Origin of the sequence: Aeromonas sp. R5-1, assembly GCF_040908265.1 — a bacterium.
GTDB classification, from domain to species: Bacteria; Pseudomonadota; Gammaproteobacteria; order Enterobacterales; family Aeromonadaceae; genus Aeromonas; species Aeromonas caviae.
Genome location: NZ_JBFODJ010000033.1, coordinates 46,774 through 63,557, shown reverse-complemented (window position 1 = coordinate 63,557; position 16,784 = coordinate 46,774). Strand labels below are relative to the sequence as shown.

The 16,784-nt window shown below is 63.1% G+C and carries 15 protein-coding genes and 1 other RNA gene; 13 read left to right on the top strand and 3 right to left on the bottom strand.

Annotation, left to right across the window (positions count from 1 at the left end; all coding sequences use genetic code 11):
• Positions 1 to 145 precede the first annotated feature (145 nt).
• The gene (locus AB5Y64_RS04435; RefSeq protein ID WP_226044088.1) at positions 146 to 2,119 is read left to right on the top strand and encodes a methyl-accepting chemotaxis protein; all 1,974 of its coding nucleotides are present in this window, start codon (positions 146 to 148) and stop codon (positions 2,117 to 2,119) included.
• Positions 2,120 to 2,187: 68 nt separating this feature from the next.
• Entirely contained in the window at positions 2,188 to 3,063 is an 876-nt protein-coding gene (locus AB5Y64_RS04430) for an OmpA family protein (protein ID WP_039038755.1), read from the top strand.
• Positions 3,064 to 3,163: 100 nt separating this feature from the next.
• Here the strand turns inward: AB5Y64_RS04430 and suhB are convergent, their stop codons facing one another.
• Complete coding sequence (gene suhB / locus AB5Y64_RS04425; protein ID WP_039038754.1) at positions 3,164 to 3,967, bottom strand: inositol-1-monophosphatase; 804 nt, start codon at positions 3,965 to 3,967, stop codon at positions 3,164 to 3,166.
• A gap of 200 nt (positions 3,968 to 4,167) precedes the next feature.
• On the opposite strand from suhB, the gene AB5Y64_RS04420 reads away from it, so the two are divergent.
• From AB5Y64_RS04420 to emrD, 8 genes are all read left to right on the top strand, one after another.
• Positions 4,168 to 4,623: a hypothetical protein gene (locus tag AB5Y64_RS04420; protein ID WP_183149834.1), complete on the top strand. Its 456-nt coding sequence runs from the start codon at positions 4,168 to 4,170 to the stop codon at positions 4,621 to 4,623.
• Between the two features lie 120 nt (positions 4,624 to 4,743).
• Positions 4,744 to 5,352 (top strand): glutathione S-transferase family protein, encoded by a 609-nt coding sequence (locus AB5Y64_RS04415; RefSeq protein ID WP_226044089.1) that lies wholly within the window; start codon positions 4,744 to 4,746, stop codon positions 5,350 to 5,352.
• 31 nt (positions 5,353 to 5,383) lie between these two features.
• A complete protein-coding gene (locus AB5Y64_RS04410) occupies positions 5,384 to 6,046 on the top strand; it encodes a glutathione S-transferase family protein (RefSeq protein ID WP_039038751.1) in 663 nt (220 codons plus the stop codon).
• Between the two features lie 195 nt (positions 6,047 to 6,241).
• The gene (locus AB5Y64_RS04405; RefSeq protein WP_368203337.1) at positions 6,242 to 7,768 is read left to right on the top strand and encodes an ABC transporter substrate-binding protein; all 1,527 of its coding nucleotides are present in this window, start codon (positions 6,242 to 6,244) and stop codon (positions 7,766 to 7,768) included.
• Positions 7,765 to 8,727 carry an ABC transporter permease gene (locus AB5Y64_RS04400; protein ID WP_171865236.1) on the top strand — a complete coding sequence of 321 codons (963 nt, stop codon included), beginning with the start codon at positions 7,765 to 7,767 and terminating at the stop codon, positions 8,725 to 8,727. Before AB5Y64_RS04405 ends, AB5Y64_RS04400 begins: the two co-directional genes overlap by 4 nt.
• Positions 8,728 to 8,729: 2 nt before the next feature.
• Positions 8,730 to 9,536 carry an ABC transporter permease gene (locus AB5Y64_RS04395; protein WP_171865238.1) on the top strand — a complete coding sequence of 269 codons (807 nt, stop codon included), beginning with the start codon at positions 8,730 to 8,732 and terminating at the stop codon, positions 9,534 to 9,536.
• Positions 9,533 to 10,963 carry an ABC transporter ATP-binding protein gene (locus tag AB5Y64_RS04390; protein WP_244812655.1) on the top strand — a complete coding sequence of 477 codons (1,431 nt, stop codon included), beginning with the start codon at positions 9,533 to 9,535 and terminating at the stop codon, positions 10,961 to 10,963. The genes AB5Y64_RS04395 and AB5Y64_RS04390 overlap by 4 nt, the downstream gene beginning before the upstream one ends.
• A gap of 271 nt (positions 10,964 to 11,234) precedes the next feature.
• Complete coding sequence (gene emrD, locus AB5Y64_RS04385; protein WP_200163622.1) at positions 11,235 to 12,434, top strand: multidrug efflux MFS transporter EmrD; 1,200 nt, start codon at positions 11,235 to 11,237, stop codon at positions 12,432 to 12,434.
• 135 nt (positions 12,435 to 12,569) lie between these two features.
• Here the strand turns inward: emrD and ssrS are convergent.
• A non-coding RNA gene (gene ssrS / locus AB5Y64_RS04380) (6S RNA) lies at positions 12,570 to 12,752 on the bottom strand.
• 16 nt (positions 12,753 to 12,768) lie between these two features.
• Positions 12,769 to 13,101 carry a cell division protein ZapA gene (gene zapA, locus AB5Y64_RS04375; RefSeq protein ID WP_010675086.1) on the bottom strand — a complete coding sequence of 111 codons (333 nt, stop codon included), beginning with the start codon at positions 13,099 to 13,101 and terminating at the stop codon, positions 12,769 to 12,771.
• Positions 13,102 to 13,274: 173 nt separating this feature from the next.
• Between zapA and AB5Y64_RS04370 the strand changes: the two genes are divergently transcribed.
• The 3 genes from AB5Y64_RS04370 (at position 13,275) to AB5Y64_RS04360 (ending at position 16,576) form a co-directional block, all read left to right on the top strand.
• Complete coding sequence (locus AB5Y64_RS04370) at positions 13,275 to 13,844, top strand: UPF0149 family protein (protein ID WP_042864005.1); 570 nt, start codon at positions 13,275 to 13,277, stop codon at positions 13,842 to 13,844.
• A 187-nt stretch (positions 13,845 to 14,031) separates the two neighbouring features.
• Positions 14,032 to 15,255 carry a 2-octaprenyl-6-methoxyphenyl hydroxylase gene (ubiH, locus tag AB5Y64_RS04365; RefSeq protein ID WP_368203332.1) on the top strand — a complete coding sequence of 408 codons (1,224 nt, stop codon included), beginning with the start codon at positions 14,032 to 14,034 and terminating at the stop codon, positions 15,253 to 15,255.
• A gap of 100 nt (positions 15,256 to 15,355) precedes the next feature.
• Complete coding sequence (locus AB5Y64_RS04360) at positions 15,356 to 16,576, top strand: FAD-dependent 2-octaprenylphenol hydroxylase (protein ID WP_368203330.1); 1,221 nt, start codon at positions 15,356 to 15,358, stop codon at positions 16,574 to 16,576.
• Positions 16,577 to 16,784: the final 208 nt, after the last annotated feature.

Sequence of the window (16,784 nt, the reverse complement as noted above, 5' to 3'; positions counted from 1 at the left end):
GGTATCTCGGTCGGCGTGAAAGGAGGCGGCATTATGGCAAAAAAGCGGGCCCTTGTCCCTTATCTGCCGCCATGGGACGGCAAGAGGACCATTTTGAAACACCTGTGCTTATAATGGGCGACGTCAACCATGGAGGGAGAGGACGATGAAGAAGCTGGGATTGGCACACAAGATGATGTTGGTGGTCTGTCTGCCGCTGTTGGCCCTGCTGTTTTTCTCCGGCCGGTACGTCTATGAACGTTATCGGGTCGAACAGGAGATGAGCGGCGCCCTGGTCGCGCTGGCGGTGGTGAAGGAGGCGGCGCAGCTGGCCCATGAGCTGCAACGGGAGCGCGGCATGTCGGCCGGTTTCCTCGGCTCTGGCGGCAACAAGTTTCGCGATGCGCTGCCTGCCCAGCGCAAGGTGGTGGACAGCCTGTTGCAGCGTTTTCATCAGGATCCTGCCTTGCTGGCGCTGACGGAGGTGCAGCAGGGAGTGGCGGGACTCACCGCCATGCGTGAGCGGGTCAGCGCCCTGGGGGTCGAGGTGGCGGAACAGGTCGGCTTCTATACCCGCCTCGTGACCGCCTTGCTGGCGGTGGTGGACAAGATAAGCGTCGGCAGCATGGATGCCACCATCGCCCTGCAGACCAATGCCTACGCCGCCTTCCTGCAGAGCAAGGAGCGTGCGGGGCTGGAGCGGGCGACGCTCAGCAACGTCTTTGGCCGTGACAGCTTCACGCCTGCGCTGTTGCAGCAGTTCATCTCCCTGCTGGCGGCCCAGAACACCTATCTCGAACGTTTCCAGGCGGTGGCGAGTCCCGCCCAGCGTCAGTTGCTGAACGACAGCCTCGCCTCACCCGTGGTGGCCAAGGTGGCCGCCATGGAGAAACTGGCCTTGGACAAGGCGGCAAGCGGCGGTTTTGGCGTCGATGCCGAGGCCTGGTTTGCCTTGAGTACCGACAAGATAGGCCTGCTCAAAGAGATAGAAGACAGCCTCTATCAGCAGCTCTTCGAGCGGGTTGAACAGATGCGGGTCGGGAGTGCCAGTGACTTCTGGTGGGGGGCGGCTGGCGTGTTGCTGTGCATCGTCCTGACCACCTTCGTCTGCTGGCGGGTGGTGCGGGATCTGCATCTGGGCTTCATGGCCCTGCACCAGACCTTCAAGCGCCTGGTGCAGGAGAATGACCTGACCGTGCGGGTCGACTGGCGATCCGGGGATGAGCTGGGGGCCCTGGCGCGGGATCTGAACCATTTCCTCGGGCACCTGGAGAGTTTGCTGCTGGCTGTGCGCCACTCCTGTGACGTGCTGATACGCAGCGCCGCCAGCTCGGCCGAGGTCATTGCCGAGGTGAATGCCGGCGTAGTCAGGGGATGCGGGCAGGTGGATCTGGTGGCGACTGCCGCCACCGAGATGGCATCGACTGTCGCGGAGATTGCCCGCAACGCAACCCAGACCTCCCAGGCGACTCAGCAGGCCATCGGCCGGGCGAAGCAGGGTGACAAGGAGGTGGATCAGACCATCCACACCATCCAGCAGGTGGCGGGTACCCTGAGTGATACCCAGCAACTTGTGGACAGCCTGCATCAGGATACCGAGTCGGTGGGCGAAGCGCTCAACCTCATCAAGCAGATCTCGGACAGAACCAACCTGCTGGCCCTCAATGCCGCCATCGAGGCGGCCCGTGCCGGTGAATCCGGGCGCGGCTTTGCTGTGGTGGCCGACGAGGTGAGAGCGCTTGCCTCCCGTACCCAGCAGGCGGCGGATGACATAGAGCGGATGCTGGGCCGCTTGCGCCAGGGGGCCAACGAGGCGGTGGCTGCCATGCACACGGGCACCGAACAGGCGGGTCTTAGCGTGACGGAGGCCAAGCGGGCGGGGAGCGAGCTGACCGACATCGTCAACGAGGTGCGCAAGGTGAGCGACATGACGGCCCAGGTGGCCACCGCCACCGAGGAGCAGCGTTACGTGACCGACGACATCCAGCAAAACGTGATGACCATCCGCGATGTGTATGAAGCCCATCGCCAGCACTCCCATACCCTGCAACAACACAGTGCCGAACTGGATGCCCTGGCCCGGGATCTGGCGGGACGCATCGCCAGCTTCAAGCTGATGGCCCCTTCTTCCCCCCATTGAGCGTTTTGACCTAAAGCTTGTCCTGCCGCTGCCGATAGATAATTCGAGATAGTGTGGAGGACAAGCCGTTGAATGCTTGGGTGTTGGGGTTGATCAGCATATCAGTGAGTATGCAGTTGCAGGCGGGTGTGACCGAATTTGGCGCCGGTCTGGATCAATCCGTCTGGCGCCTGACCTCTGATACCCAGGTGGAGTGCAGGCTGGAGCATCCTATTCCCCGCTGGGGAACCGGGGCCTTTGTCAGCCGGGCCGGGCGCAAGATCAATCTGGATTTCGAGCTCAAGGGGCAGCGACCCCAGGCGCGTACTCAGACAGTGAGCCTCGGGATCATGCCCCCCAGCTGGCGTCCCGGGGTGGCCGGGCGACAGATCAGCCAGTTGCAGTTCTATCAGCAGTTTGACGGCCTGGTGGCGGGGCAGACCGCCTGGACCATGCTGGACGAGCTGGAAGGAGGGCGTATGCCGACTTTCCAGTATCGCGACTGGTATCGTCAGGACAGGCCGGTGCGGGTATCGCTCTCGTCGGTCAATTTCAGGGTGAAGTACCAGGCGTTCATGGACTGCCTGAGTGGCTTGCTGCCCTACAGCTTCAACGACATCGCCTTCAGCGTGCTCTCCTATGACAAGAACAGCGATCAGTTGTCACCGGCCTCCAAGCGGCGGCTGGCGATGATCGGTGACTATGTGAAGGCAGACAAGAGCATCGATGTGGTGGTGATCGACGCCTACAGCGACAGCTATGGCGGCCGCTGGCCAAACCAGAAGCTCTCCGAGAAGCGGGCGGATGCCATCAAGCAGGTGTTTGTGGATCTCGGCATCGAGGAGGGCAAGATCTCGGTGGAAGGGCACGGTGAGAAACAGCACGTGGCCTCCAACGAAACGGAAGCTGGCCGAGCCAAGAACCGCCGGGTGGTGATCAACATGGGACGCAACGGCACTATCTGATCCCGATGAGTCATCGAGAGGGGCGGGATTTTCGCTGTAGTCAGGAATAAAAAATGCCAGTCGGCGAACCGACTGGCATTTTTTTCACGGGTATCCGGGATTACTTGGCCAGGGATTCCGGCAGGTTTTCACGGATCTTGCCGAGCATCTCTTTCAGCACGCGGGGGTTGGCTACCACGATGTTGCCGGAGTTTTCGTAGTTGTGACCACCGACGAAGTCGGTGACGATGGCGCCGGCTTCTTTGGCCAGCAGCTCACCGGCGGCGGTGTCCCAGGGTTTCAGGCCGATTTCCCAGAAACCGTCGACGCGGCCAGCGGCCACATAGGCGAGATCCAGCGCGGCGGAGCCAGCACGGCGGATATCGGCACACTCGATGAACATGCTCTGGAACATCTTCAGGTAGGGTTCGATGTGGTGCTTCTGCTTGAACGGGAACCCGGTGGCCAGGATAGTGCCGGAGAGCTCTTTGGCCTTGCCGACACGAATACGGTAGCCGTTCAGCTGGGCGCCGCTGCCACGGGTGGCAGTGAACAGCTCGTCACGGATGGGATCGTAGACAACGGCTTGTTCGGTCTTGCCCTTGACGCGCAGAGCGATGGAAACGGCAAAGTGCGGAATGCCCTTGACCAGGTTGGTCGTGCCATCCAGTGGGTCGATGATCCATTGGTAGTCCGGATTGGTACCGGCAATCTCACCAGACTCTTCAGCAACGATGCTGTGTTCCGGGTAAGATTTTTTGATGGTGTGAATGATGGCCGCTTCGGCGTCACGGTCAACGTTGGTCACGAAGTCATTGCTGCCTTTCTGGATAACCTCGATGTTCTCGGGTTGAGAAAAGGCTTTTACTACTACTTGACCGGCGTTGCGCGCAGCGCGCACGGCGATATTCAGCATCGGATGCATAGGTTCACCACTGGATGTTAAAGAACGGGGGATAAAAGGACGCGACATCTTACCAAGATATTCGGGAATAGCAACTGCTATGCCCTCATTCGGTCAGGGTGGTGACTGACAGATCTGACGGCTCCAATAAAGACCTGTAATCAACTAGTCTTATCGCGACAGCCGGATAACAGGCTGTGGTGAGCATAGGGATATGAGCCATGAATCTGTCATTAATCAGTCAGAAACCGTCGTCGCCGACGACTCTGGGTGTGTTGGCCGCACTGCGTGCCGCCAGCGAAGAGAGCGATTATGTCACCGAGGTCCGGGTGGCGCAGCCCCAGCAGTGGCAGCCGTTGAAGGATGAAGCGGCGATCCTGCTGCTGGAAGAAGAGGGCGCTGCCTGGCCTGTTCCGCTCTGGCCTGCAGGAGGCAGTACACTGGGATTGCCGGTGCTTCCCCTGTTGGTGCATCGACAGTATGAACATCCTCCACAGGGGCCGGATGTCAGGGATCCGCATTTTTATTTCGTCTCCAACGGTATTCTGCTGGATGAGGCCGAACTGGCGGATCCTGCCTGCAGCCTGGTGCTGCAAAGCAAGTTTGAATCCTATTTCCCGCTGCTTTCCCGTCTTATCTTGCTGCGCCAGCGCCAACCAGGGGTACTGAGCAGCTAATCATCTCCCCCTCGATGCGGGCTGTTCAAGGGGCACAATATTTGTCATAACTGACCGATATTGTGCCGCTTTGCTATGGCCTGCGCAGCGGCTCACTGTGTGTTCGTCGACGGAGGTGACATGAAGGTTTATGAGCTGAGACGAGCCCCCAATGCCCGTCGGGTCAGAATGTTTCTGGCGGAGAAGGGGATCGAGATGGAATATCAGCAGGTCGATCTGGGGGCGGGGGAAAACCTGGCGCCCACCTTTTTGACCAAGAACCCGGCCGGGCGCATTCCTGTGCTGGAACTCGATGACGGAACCTGTCTGAGTGAAACCCTGGCCATCTGCCGCTATTTTGAAGAGCTCCACCCAGAGCCGAACCTGTTTGGCAGCACCGCGCTGGAGCGCGCCACCATAGAGATGTGGAGTCGCTTCATCGAGTTCAACCTCTGGCTGCCGACCGGTATGGCGTTTCGTCATATCACCGGTTTTTACAAAGACCGGGAGCGGGTCTTCCCCGAATGGGGGGAGGAGTGCAAGCAACAGGCTCAGATCTGGTTTGACAAGCTTGATGCCCGTCTTGCCGAGGTGCCCTATATTGCGGGGGAACGCTTCACCATCGCCGACATTCTTGCCCTCTGTACCATTGATTTTGGCAAGGTGGTCGGCCTGCGTATCACCCCCGAACAGCCCCATTTGCAGGACTGGCATGAACGGGTGAGTGCCCGGTCCAGCGCCCAGGCCTGATCCTTTCCCCTGAACGTTCAAGGAGTCCAAGATGATAGAGTTGTACACAGCCGCCACGCCCAACGGGTTCAAGGTGTCGATTGCCCTCGAAGAGCTGGGACTGCCCTACAAGGTCATTCCCCTTGATTTCGCGACCATGGAGCAGAAGAAGCCCGAGTTCCTGGCCATCAACCCCAATGGCCGCATCCCGGCCATCGTCGATCGGGACAATGGTGACTTCGCAGTGTTCGAGTCCGGCGCCATCCTTATCTATCTGGCGGAAAAAACCGGCAAGTTGCTGCCACAGGATCCCAAGCGCCGCTCCCAGGCCATCCAGTGGCTGATGTTCCAGATGGGGGGCGTCGGTCCCATGATGGGGCAGGCCAACGTCTTCTATCGCTATTTCCCCGAGAAGATCCCGGCCGCCATCGAGCGTTACCAGAAGGAGGGGCGACGCCTGTTCGAGGTGCTCGACGGTCATCTGGCACACCATGAGTATCTTGCGGACGAGTACAGCATCGCCGACATCGCTACCTGGCCCTGGGTGCGCATCCACGACTGGAGTGGTATCTCCATCGAGGGGTTGGTGCATTTGCAGGCCTGGATGGCACGCATGGAAGCCAGGCCCGCCTGCCAGAAGGGCATCACCATTCCACCGCGCAATGAGAGCCCCGAGGATCAGGTCAAGCGGGCGCAGCAGATGGTGACTCGCTGACACCATCATGATGGCCCTGACGGGCCATCTTTTTTATTCCCCTTTGACTCCCCGTTGTTTGACGATCTGCATCGCAGTCGCTTTTTGTCTTTCAAATAAGCCATTTATCAAAAATCAAAAGTCATTCTTCCTGATTAATTGTTATGTTATAACGCAACTTCTTTGGTTGATGAACATGAAGCTTGGATGGAAAGGATGACAAAAAAATGCACCGCAGCCGGGTGGTTCGCCCTGGCTCTGATGGCAGGAACGACTGCAGCCGACGGCAAACCGCTTGCCATGGTGGGGCCTTGGGAGATCCACAGTGTCGACCCCGCCAGCAACGGGGTCTTCTTTACTCGCATGCAGGTGGCGGAGACCCTGGTGGATGTCGATGGGAAAGGCAATCTGCAACCCGGGCTTGCCAGTGAGTGGTCGCGTAGCGATGACGGTCTGCAGTGGCGATTCACATTGCGCCCCGGGGCCCGTTTTCACGATGGCAGCGAGGTGAGCGCCGAGCAGGCCGCTTTTGCCCTGCAACAGGCCTGGCGCAAGCCCGGCGTGATGACCAGCACTCCCATTGCGTCCATCGGATCTGGAGATGGCGTCTTGAAGGTCACCCTGAGCGAACCCTTCGCCTCCCTGCCGGCCGTGCTGGCCCATCCCAGCACCCAGATCCTGGCGAAGGCCGCCTACGATGCCAAGGGGGAGGTAACCCAGGTGATAGGCTCTGGCCCCTACCGCATCACCCGCCTGCAACAACCCCAGCGGATAGAGACTGTGCGTTTCGACGGCTGGCAGGGGGTCAGGCCCGCAATCGAGGTGGTCAGCTACCTGACGGTGGGGCGTGCAGAGAGCCGCACCCTGATGGCCGAGAGCGGTCAGGCCGACATCGCCTGGGGGCTGGATCCGGTCAGCATCCGCCGCTTGCAGCAGGCGTCACGGGTCTCCATCGCCTCGGTCACCCTGCCACGAACCATCCAGCTCAAGCTCAATGGCGCCGATCCCCGTCTGAGTGATCCGGTGGTGCGCCGTGCCCTGAGTCTCGTCATCGATCGTCGTGGTATGGCAGCCGCCCTGTTGCGGGATCCCGAGATGGCGGCAACCCAGCTCTTTCCTCCCACTCTGGGGGAGTGGCACCAGCTCGGGTTGACGCCGCTTGCCTATGACGTCAAGGCGGCCCGGGCGGCCTTCGCGGCGGCAGGCTGGCAGCCGGGGGAGGACGGTGTGCTGCGCAAGGGGGAAGAGCGCTTCGCCCTGACCCTGCGTACCTTCCCTGACCGTCCGGAGCTGCCGCTCCTCGCCACGGCACTGCAGGCGCAGTGGAAGGCGGTGGGGGTGGATCTCAAGGTGGCGGTGGGCAACTCGAGCGAGATCCCGGCGGGCCATCAGGACGGCTCGCTCCAGCTTGGTCTCTACGCCCGCAATTATGCCCTGGTACCGGATCCCTTGGTCACTTTGCTGGGGGATTTGGCCCCTGCCGGTGCGGACTGGGGGGTGATGAACTGGCATTCCCCGGCCATGACGCAAACGCTGACCCGCCTTGCCACGCAAGCCTTGTCGCCCACAGACGCCGCTGCGGCTCGCCGGGAGATAGCCACGACACTGCAACAGGAGTTGCCGCTCCTGCCCATCGCCTGGTACCGCCAGAGCGCGGCGGTCAGTCGGGGGCTGGAGGGGTTTGAACTCGATCCCCAGGAGCGCAGCTATGGCCTGGACAGGTTGACATGGAGCGCACGATGACAGCGACACCCTTGTCTCGCGTCATGGGGATACTGGGTCAGCGTCTGGTGCAGGCGCTGGTGGTTGCCCTGCTGGTGGCCGGACTCTGTTTTCTGATGGTGCAGTCTCTGCCCGGAGACATCGCCTTTCGTATCGCGGCGGGTCGTTATGGCTATGACTATGTCATCGCCGAGACGGCCAACGCGGTGCGCAGCGAGCTGGGGCTGGCCGGCTCGGCCCTTGCCCGTTTTGGCGACTGGCTGTGGGCCTTGCTGCAAGGGGATCTCGGCAGCTCCCTGGTGACGGGCGCACCGGTCGCCACCGACGTGGGTCATCACCTGGGCGCCACCCTGACGCTCGCGAGCGCCTCCGTGGTGCTGGCGCTGGTGGTGGCGCTGCCGCTTGGCAGCCTGAGTGCGCTGCGTCCGGGGGGATGGTGTGATCGCCTGACCCTGGGCTGGAGCGTGCTGATGCGTGCGTTGCCCCCCTTCTTGCTCGGCCTGGTGCTCATGGTGATGCTCTCGGTGGAGCTGGGCTGGGTCAGTGCGGCAGGGCACGGGGAGGGGAGCAACCTGCTGCTGCCCGCCCTGACCCTGGGATTGGGGCTCTCCGGCGTGCTCTCCCGGGTGGTGCGTGAAAGCGTGCTCACCGTGGTGCAGTCCGGTTATTACCGATTTGCCCTCACCAAGGGGCTTTCGCCGGCCCGGGTTTTCTGGCGCCACGGTCTGCGCAACACCGGGGTCAGCATCATCGCCTACACCAGCGTGCAGCTGGTGCTGCTCATCGAGGGGGTCGTGGTGGTCGAGAGCCTGTTTGCCTGGCCCGGGATCGGCCATGCGCTGGTGCACGCCATCTTCTGGCGCGACATCCCCATGGTTCAGGGGACCGTGCTGGTGCTGGCGGTGCTCTTCGTGCTGCTCAATACCCTCACCGACCTGCTTTGTCTTGCCATTGACCCCCGTGGTCCCAAGGAGTCCTGATCATGTCGTTGTCTGTCAAAACGGGGCTGGGCCTGCTCCTGCTGGTGGTGCTGTTTGCCCTGCTGGGCCCCGTGCTCTGGCCCGATCCGGCGGCTCAGGATCTGGCACAGTTTCTGGCTGATCCCTCCTGGCAGGAGCCCCTCGGGCGGGATCAGATGGGGCGCAGCCTGATGGCGCGCCTCGCGGCGGCGACCCGGCTCTCCCTGCTGCTGGGACTGCTGTGCGTCATCACGGCGGCGCTGTTGGGGTCATTGCTGGGCTGGCTCTCGGCCTGGCGCGGCGGCTGGGTCGACGGTCTGCTGCGCAGCCTGGCCGACGGCGTGCTGGCCCTGCCAGGCCTGTTGCTGGTGCTGCTCTTCTCCGCCATGGCCCAGGGTGGCTTTGCCATCCTCTATCTCGGGTTGGCCATGGCCCAGTGGGTGGAGTATTACCGGGTGGTGCGTGCCCGCAGCCGGGGGCTGCTCGCCTCGCCCCAGGTGGAGGCGTCCCGTCTGCTGGGATTCGGCCATGCCCATGTGGTGCGGCGCCATCTCTGGCCCGAGCTCGCCCCCCAGTTGCTCACCATGATGGTCTTCGGCCTAGCGGGTGCCATTCTAACCCTCTCTACCCTGGGCTTTGTCGGAGTGGGCATTCAGCCGCCAACGCCCGAGCTGGGGCTGATGATGACGGAGGCGCTGCCCCACTATCAGGAGGCTCCCCGTCTGTTACTGGCCCCCATTCTTGTCATGGGGCTGATGTTGCTGGCCCTGGTGCTGCTTCATCAGACGCGCGGCCTTGACATGCCATCTTCACAAGGAGCCACCTCATGACGGCCATTCATATCAAGGGGTTGCAGGTCGATGATGGCCAGAAAACCCTGTTGCAGGCGCTGGATTTCACCATTCATCCCGGCACCGCCCTGACCCTGATCGGGGAGAGCGGTTCGGGCAAATCCCTGTTGGCTCATGCCCTGATGGGGACCTTGCCAGCCCCCCTGATAGGCCGGGGCGAGATGGTGTCGGGTGGCCGCCATCACAACCTGGCCGACACGCCTCGTCTGCGCACTCTCTGGGGGCGGGAGCTGGCGATGCTGCCCCAGGAGCCGGTGCTGGCGCTGGATCCCACCATGGGGTTGCTTGCCCAGGTGGAGGAGGGGCGGCTGCCAGGGGGCAAGGAGGCCCGATCGCGGGCCCGCGCCGCCCTCGAGCGGCTTGGACTGGCCGGGCGGGAGGGCGCCTTTGTACACCAGCTCTCGGGAGGCATGGCCCAGCGTGCGGCCTTTGCCGCCGCCACCCTGGGGGAGGCCCGTCTGCTGGTGGCCGACGAGCCCACCAAGGGGCTCGACAGCCGGGCCGCAGCCAGGCTGGGTGCCTTGTTGCTGGGCTACCTGGCCCGTGGACGCCATCTGCTGACCATCACCCATGATCTCTCCCTGGCTCGCGCATTGGGGGGCTGGGTGCTGGTGGTCAAGGGAGGAGAGATCGTGGAGCAGGGGCCCGCCGAGCGTGTGCTGCACACGCCATCCCATGCCTATACCCGGGCCCTGCTGGCGGCGGAGCCCTCCGCCTGGCCCGAGGCGGCTGTCCCTCCCACCGGTGACTGGCTCATCCGCGGGAAGGGGCTTGCCATGGGATATGGGGATCAACCCCTGTTCACGGGGCTCGACCTTGCCCTGGCGCAAGGGGAGCGAATGGCCATCATGGCGCCGAGCGGCGCGGGCAAGAGCACCCTCGGCAACGTGCTGCTGGGTCTGCAACGCCCCCTGCAAGGGGAGGTGCTGCGCCGGGAAGGGATAGCCCCCTGCCGCTGGCAGAAGCTCTATCAGGATCCGGTGCAGGCCTTTGCAAGCCGAGTGCGCCTCGCCACCCAGTTCGATGATGTGCTGCGTCTGCACAGGCTGCCTCGCCATCGGCTTGTCGACTATCTGGCCCGGTTGGGGCTGGATGAACGGCTGCTGACACGCCTGCCAAACCAGGTCTCGGGAGGGGAGCTGCAGCGGCTGTCGCTTATCCGGGCCCTGTTGCTGCGCCCCGTGCTGCTGTTCGCCGATGAGCCCACGTCCCGGCTCGATCCCCTGAGCCAGCAACAGACCATCGCCTGTCTGCTGGAGGAACTGGGAGAGATAGGCTGCGCCCTGCTGCTGGTGACCCATGACGAGGGGCTGGCCGACAAGGTTGCTCCTCGTTGTCTGAGACTGGGGGAGGCGGGTACCCCCATGTTCGAAGGCGCGTCGGCCGAGGTGAGAAGAGTGGGGTAAAGAGGGGACAGGATGAATCCTTCCCCCATGATGAGATGACAGTGACGGGGCCTTGGGCCCCGTCGCATTAGAAAAACTTGGGAAAGCAGATTATAAAGTTTCGTTCGTTTTTTGTGATATGAATCACTAAGATTATCCCAAGCCAGAGAGCGTCCTGCTGCTGGCGGGTGCGGGTCCTCCGCCTTGTTCCTCTTCAACGACCTTTGTCAGACACCTCCTGCAGATCCCTGCCCGGAGGGTGGCGGCTTTTTGATCTTTTTCGGACGACAGTATGTATCGGCACAGCTTCTATCCCCTGTTTTTCCTGACCATTCTGATGGTCGCCGTGGGTCAGATGACCCAGACCCTCTATGTGCCCTCCATTCCCATGATGGCGGGGGACTTCCATGTGGCCTCCGGCCAGCTGCAGGCGGTGATGGCCTGCTACCTCATTCCCTACGGCCTCTCCCAGTTCGTTTATGGCCCCTTGTCGGATCGCATCGGTCGTCGCCCTGTGCTCATCATCGGCATGATGATCTTCCTGGTCGGCACCCTCACCATCCAGCTGATCCCGAGCTTCACCGCCTTGCTGGCGGGCAGCCTGATCCAGGGGCTGGGCACCGGGGCAGGGGGCGCCATGAGCCGGACCGTGATGCGCGACCGTTACAGTGGTGCCGAGCTCAACCGTGCCAACAGCCTGGTGAGCATGGGGGTCATCTTCTCCCCCCTGCTGGCACCTGTGCTGGGCGGCTGGCTCACCGAGCTGTTCAACTGGCGTGCCGGCTACTGGTTCCTGTTCGGTTTTGGTGCCCTGACCACCCTGGCGCTGCTGGCCTGGTTTGGGGAGACGCTGCCAGCATCCGCCCGCCAGCATTCGCTGCGGGTGGGCGCCGCCTATCGTCATGTGCTCGGCAACCCGCGCTTTCAGGGCAACCTGCTCTGTCTGATGGCCACCTTTGCCGGCCTCGCGGTGTTCGAGGCGGCGGCCGGGGTGTTGCTGGGGGACGTGCTCAAGCTGAGTGCCCGCACCGTCAGCGTGCTGTTCGTGCTGCCGCTGCCCGGTTATCTGTTCGGCGCCTGGCTCTCCGCCAAACTGAGTTTTCGCCTGAGCCAGGGCAAGCTGATGCGCCTTGGCATCGCCTTCCTGGCCCTGGGGTCGCTCATCATCCTGGTACCCGGGCTGCTCGGCATGGTGAGCGCTGCCTCCCTGGTGGGCGGGGCTGCGGTCTACTTCATTGGCAGCGGCATTCTCTATCCGACCGCCACCTCCTGTGCCATCGAGCCCTTCCCGGGTCAGGCGGGCACCGCGGGAGCCGTGCTCGGGGGCATGCAGAATCTGGGGGCTGGCGTGGTAACCCTGCTGGCCGCCAGCTTCCCGATGACGGGGCAGGTGACCCTGGGGGCCATCATGACGGTGATGGTGCTGATCGTGGCCTTGAGCTTTGTGTGGCTGCGCCACCACGGCGCGCCCCACGAGCAGATGGCCGTCTGACACGGCCAAGAGCCCGTCTCGTTGGCGGGCTTTTTATTGCCTCCTGCCGGGTGGTGAGACGCCGCAGGGGAGTGGAAGGGGGGGGGACCGCGCAGGCAAAGAAAAAGCCCGTCGTGATGACGGGCTTTTTTGGGTAGGTACCCCGGAGATGCCGTTGCCGGTTTGGGCCCTTGAACCGTCGGTTCAAGGCGGAGATCTAATCTGGCCGCAGGCTTCTCGGTCGGGCCGAGCATGCTCAATAGCCAGAAGGCAGACCCCCTGTTTGGTATGAATATCGGCTCGGGGACTTGAACCGGCTGACAAACACTCCAGGGAATTTCAAAACTCGGTGCGATTAGGGCTGTTGCGCCTCTTCGCTGGATTCACCGTATTGTCCGTGCTCGATCAAGGCGGCTTCGATGGTGCGTTGCAGCATCTTGATCCGCTTGTCCATGGTCTCAGAGTATTGGTGGTTTTTCTCTTTTTCAAGGCAGAGCTCGTGACAGAAATTGAGCGCTGCCATGACGGCCAGCTGTTCGTTGCTGGAGACCTTGGAACGTTGACGAAGCTCAATGAGCTTGTCGGTCAGCTGGTCGGCGGCCTGGCGCAGGGCATCTTGTTGTCCCAGGGGACAGGACACCTTGTAGGGACGTCCCAGAATGACGATTTCTACGGCCTCTATGCTCATGCCTTCCTCAATACGGCGGGGCTGATTTCCGCCTTTATCCACGTGGACAACTGGGCGGGACTATATAGCGCAGATGCAGAAGTTTCAAGGCCTTGCTGGCTCTGGCAGGGGGAGAATGCTAGGATCTCGGCCATAAATTCTGCATATTTGCCTGAACTTTGAGCGGATCCTAGATGAGCAAAACAAACCCCCTGAAATACGCCGCCGTGGCGGACCTGATGGCACAGCACGACCTCATGGCGACGGCCGTCGAGGCCCATGGCGTGATCTGCGGCCTGGTGTGCGGTGGCGTGGCCCTGGACGACAAAAGCTGGCAGCCCCATTTCAATGATCTGATCAACGACGGTTTCGGTCTGCCGGCACCGGTGCGCCAGGTGATGACCGACCTCTATCACGAGGTGATCGAGAGCCTGATGGCACAAAAGGGCGTCGAGTTGCTGCTGCCAAGCGACGAGGCGCCGCTCGATGAGCGCATCGACTCGCTGGTGGACTGGTCCCAGGCCTTCCTAGCCGGCTTTGGCGTGGTCCAACAGGAGCTCTCCAAGGCATCCGAAGAGCTGCAGGAGATGATTCAGGACATCGCCAGCATCACCCAGGTCTCTGCCGAGTTCGATCAGGAAGATGAAGAGAACGAAGCCTCCTTCCTGGTGCTCTACGAACACGTGCGCCTCGGGGTCATGATGGCGTTCGAGGAGTTTGGCAAGCGCCCGGCCGCGCCGAGCACGCCGCCGACCCTGCACTGATCTGCCCGCCCAGCGGGTCAATGAAAGAGCGCATCACGGCGCTCTTTCTGTTTTACAAGGGGTGAGAGCAGGGGAGGTACTCTGCTAACCCATGGCGCCAAAGCGGTTTTTTGCCCGTGGCTTCGCATCCCGTCCGCCACCTTTGTGGTAGGATTGGCCCACGTTTTTTCGCCTATGCCCTCTTCTCATGTCTCAATCTGATCTGGTTCACGTCGACGTGGCTATCGTCGGCGGTGGTATGAGCGGTGCCGTGCTGGCCCTCTCCCTTGCCGCCCTGAAAGGACAGGATGGCGCCCCCCTGCAGATCCTGCTGCTGGAGGCGAGTGCGCCCGAGCTCAATGCTCATCCCGGTTTCGATGCCCGTGCCATCGCGCTTTCCGCCGGTACCTGCGAGGCGCTGGCTCGTCACGGCCTCTGGCCGCACCTGGTACCCCACTGCTCCCCCATCACCCATATCCATGTGTCGGATCGGGGCCACTGTGGCCAGACCCGGCTGTCGGCGGCGGAGTATGGTCTACCCGCCCTCGGTCAGGTGATCGAGCTGTCGGCGGCGGGCATCGTGCTGCAAGAGGCGATCGCCGCCTGCCCGCAGATCCGTATGTTGTGCCCGGCCAGGCTTGAGGCCATCGACCCCGACGAGGCGGGAGTGACGCTCGCCCTGGAGGGCGGCGCGCGCTACCGCACCCGGCTGCTGGTGGCGGCCGACGGGGGCCACTCCTTCGTGCGCCAGCATTTCAAGATGCCGGTCAGGCGCCACGATTATGGCCAGAGCGCCATCATCGCCACCGTCAAGACCGCCGAGGATCCCGCCGGGCGGGCCTTCGAGCGCTTCACCGATGGAGGGCCGCTGGCCCTGCTGCCCATGCAGGACGGCCTCTCCTCCCTGGTGTGGAGCGTGCCGCGGGACGAGGCACAGGGGCTGCTTGCACTGGATGACGCCGCCTTTCTCGCCCGTCTGCAGCAGGCTTTTGGCTGGCGCCTCGGGCGCATCGAGCGTACCGGCGTGCGCCACCTCTATCCGCTGGTGCTGACGGTGGCCGACTACCCGCTGGCCCAGCGCACCGTGCTGGTGGGTAACGCCGCCCACCTGCTGCACCCCATCGCCGGTCAGGGGTTCAACCTCGGCATGCGGGATCTGGACGTGCTGACCCGGACCCTGGCCCGTGCGCTCGCGGCGGGGGAAGACATCGGCGGCTTTGAGGTGCTAAGCGGCTACTGGCAGCAGCGGCGGGACGATCAGGCCCAGACCGTCTGGCTCACGTCCTCCCTGGCCCAGCTCTTCTCAAACCATCACGCTCCCCTGGTGGTGGGCCGCAATCTGGCGCTCTCCCTGATGGGCAGAGTGCCCTGGCTCAAGGCACCGCTCGCCTCCCGCACCCTGGGATTCGTGGACGAGGTGTGCGGCCAATAAGCGCTGTCGCCCCGGCGGCAAAGACGATTTCGAGCAAGAGGCACGCCTGTGGGCGTCGCCTCGCAGATCCTGGCGACTCGCCCGGAAAGGACACAAGAGAATGCAGATGCAAGATGTGGATGTGGTGATCGTGGGGGGGGGCATGGTGGGCCTGGGGCTCGCTGCCGCCCTCAAGAACCGGGCGATCAAGGTGGCCATCGTGGAAGGCCGGCTGCCCGATGCAACGCTTGGTGAGACGCCGGACAACAGGGTCAGTGCCCTGAGCCTCGCGAGTCAGCACATCCTGCAAGGGGTCGGCGCCTGGGACGGCATAGTGGCGCGCCGCCTGCAGCCCTATGAGAAGATGCAGGTGTGGGAGCAGGACAGTTTCGGCCACATCGGTTTCGATGCTGCCAGCCTGCGTCAGAGGGCCCTTGGCCACATCGTCGAGAACCGGGTGATCCAGCTTGCGCTGCTGGACGCCATCGCGGGGGCCAGCAATATCCAGATGCTGACCCCGGCCCGGGCCACCAGCCTGCAGTGCGGGCCAGCGGGCGCCCTGCTGCTGCTGGAAGATGGCCAGGCCCTCTCGGCCAAGCTGGTGGTGGCCGCCGACGGCGCCCACTCCTGGGGGCGCCGTCAGGCCGATATCCCGCTCACCAGCTGGGATTACGGTCATCACGCCCTGGTGGCGACGGTGCGTTGTGCCGAACCCCATGAGGCGGTGGCGCGCCAGATCTTCACCCCCGAGGGGCCGCTCGCCTTCCTACCCCTGTGGCAGCCCGACCTCTGCTCCATCGTGTGGTCTGTGCCCGCGGCCCGCGCCGAGGCGCTCTGCGCCCTGGATGACGACGGCTTCAACCGCCAGCTCACCGCCGCCTTTGATGGGCGCCTCGGGCTGTGCAAGGTGGAGGGGGCTCGCAGCGCCATTCCGCTGACCGCCCGCTACGCCCGCGACTTTGCCCGCGAGCGCCTGGTGCTGGTGGGGGATGCGGCCCACACCATCCACCCGCTGGCGGGGCAGGGGGTGAATCTGGGCTTGCTGGATGCCGCCGCCCTGGCGGAGCAGATCCTCATTCATCACGGCAAGGGCGCGGACATCGGCCTGCTCGCCAACCTGCGGGGCTACGAGCGCTGGCGCAAGAGCGAGGCGGCGCGCATGCTGGCGGCCATGGAGGGGCTCAAGCGACTGTTTGCGGGCAGCAACCCCCTCAAGAAGCTGGTGCGCGGGGTGGGGCTTCGCGCCGTCGACGGTCTTGGTCCCCTCAAGCAGGGCATGATCCGGGCCGCCATGGGGCTGGATGGGGAGCTGCCCACCCTGGCCAAAGGTGAAAAAATCTAATATTACCCCGGGGTTTTAACAAAAAAACTAATCTGACAGGGCGAGATGCCCCTTCGGGGTGTCAGCCTTTAATGTTGGCGAGAAGCGAAACGTTTTTCTGTAAATTGTGACGGGACGGTAAAAATCAATATTAAATCCCGCAATGGCGCGGTTTTGGCTGTTTTTATCACTGTTTTTGCCTTAGTGTCTGGTGTCAGTGAGTTGGGTG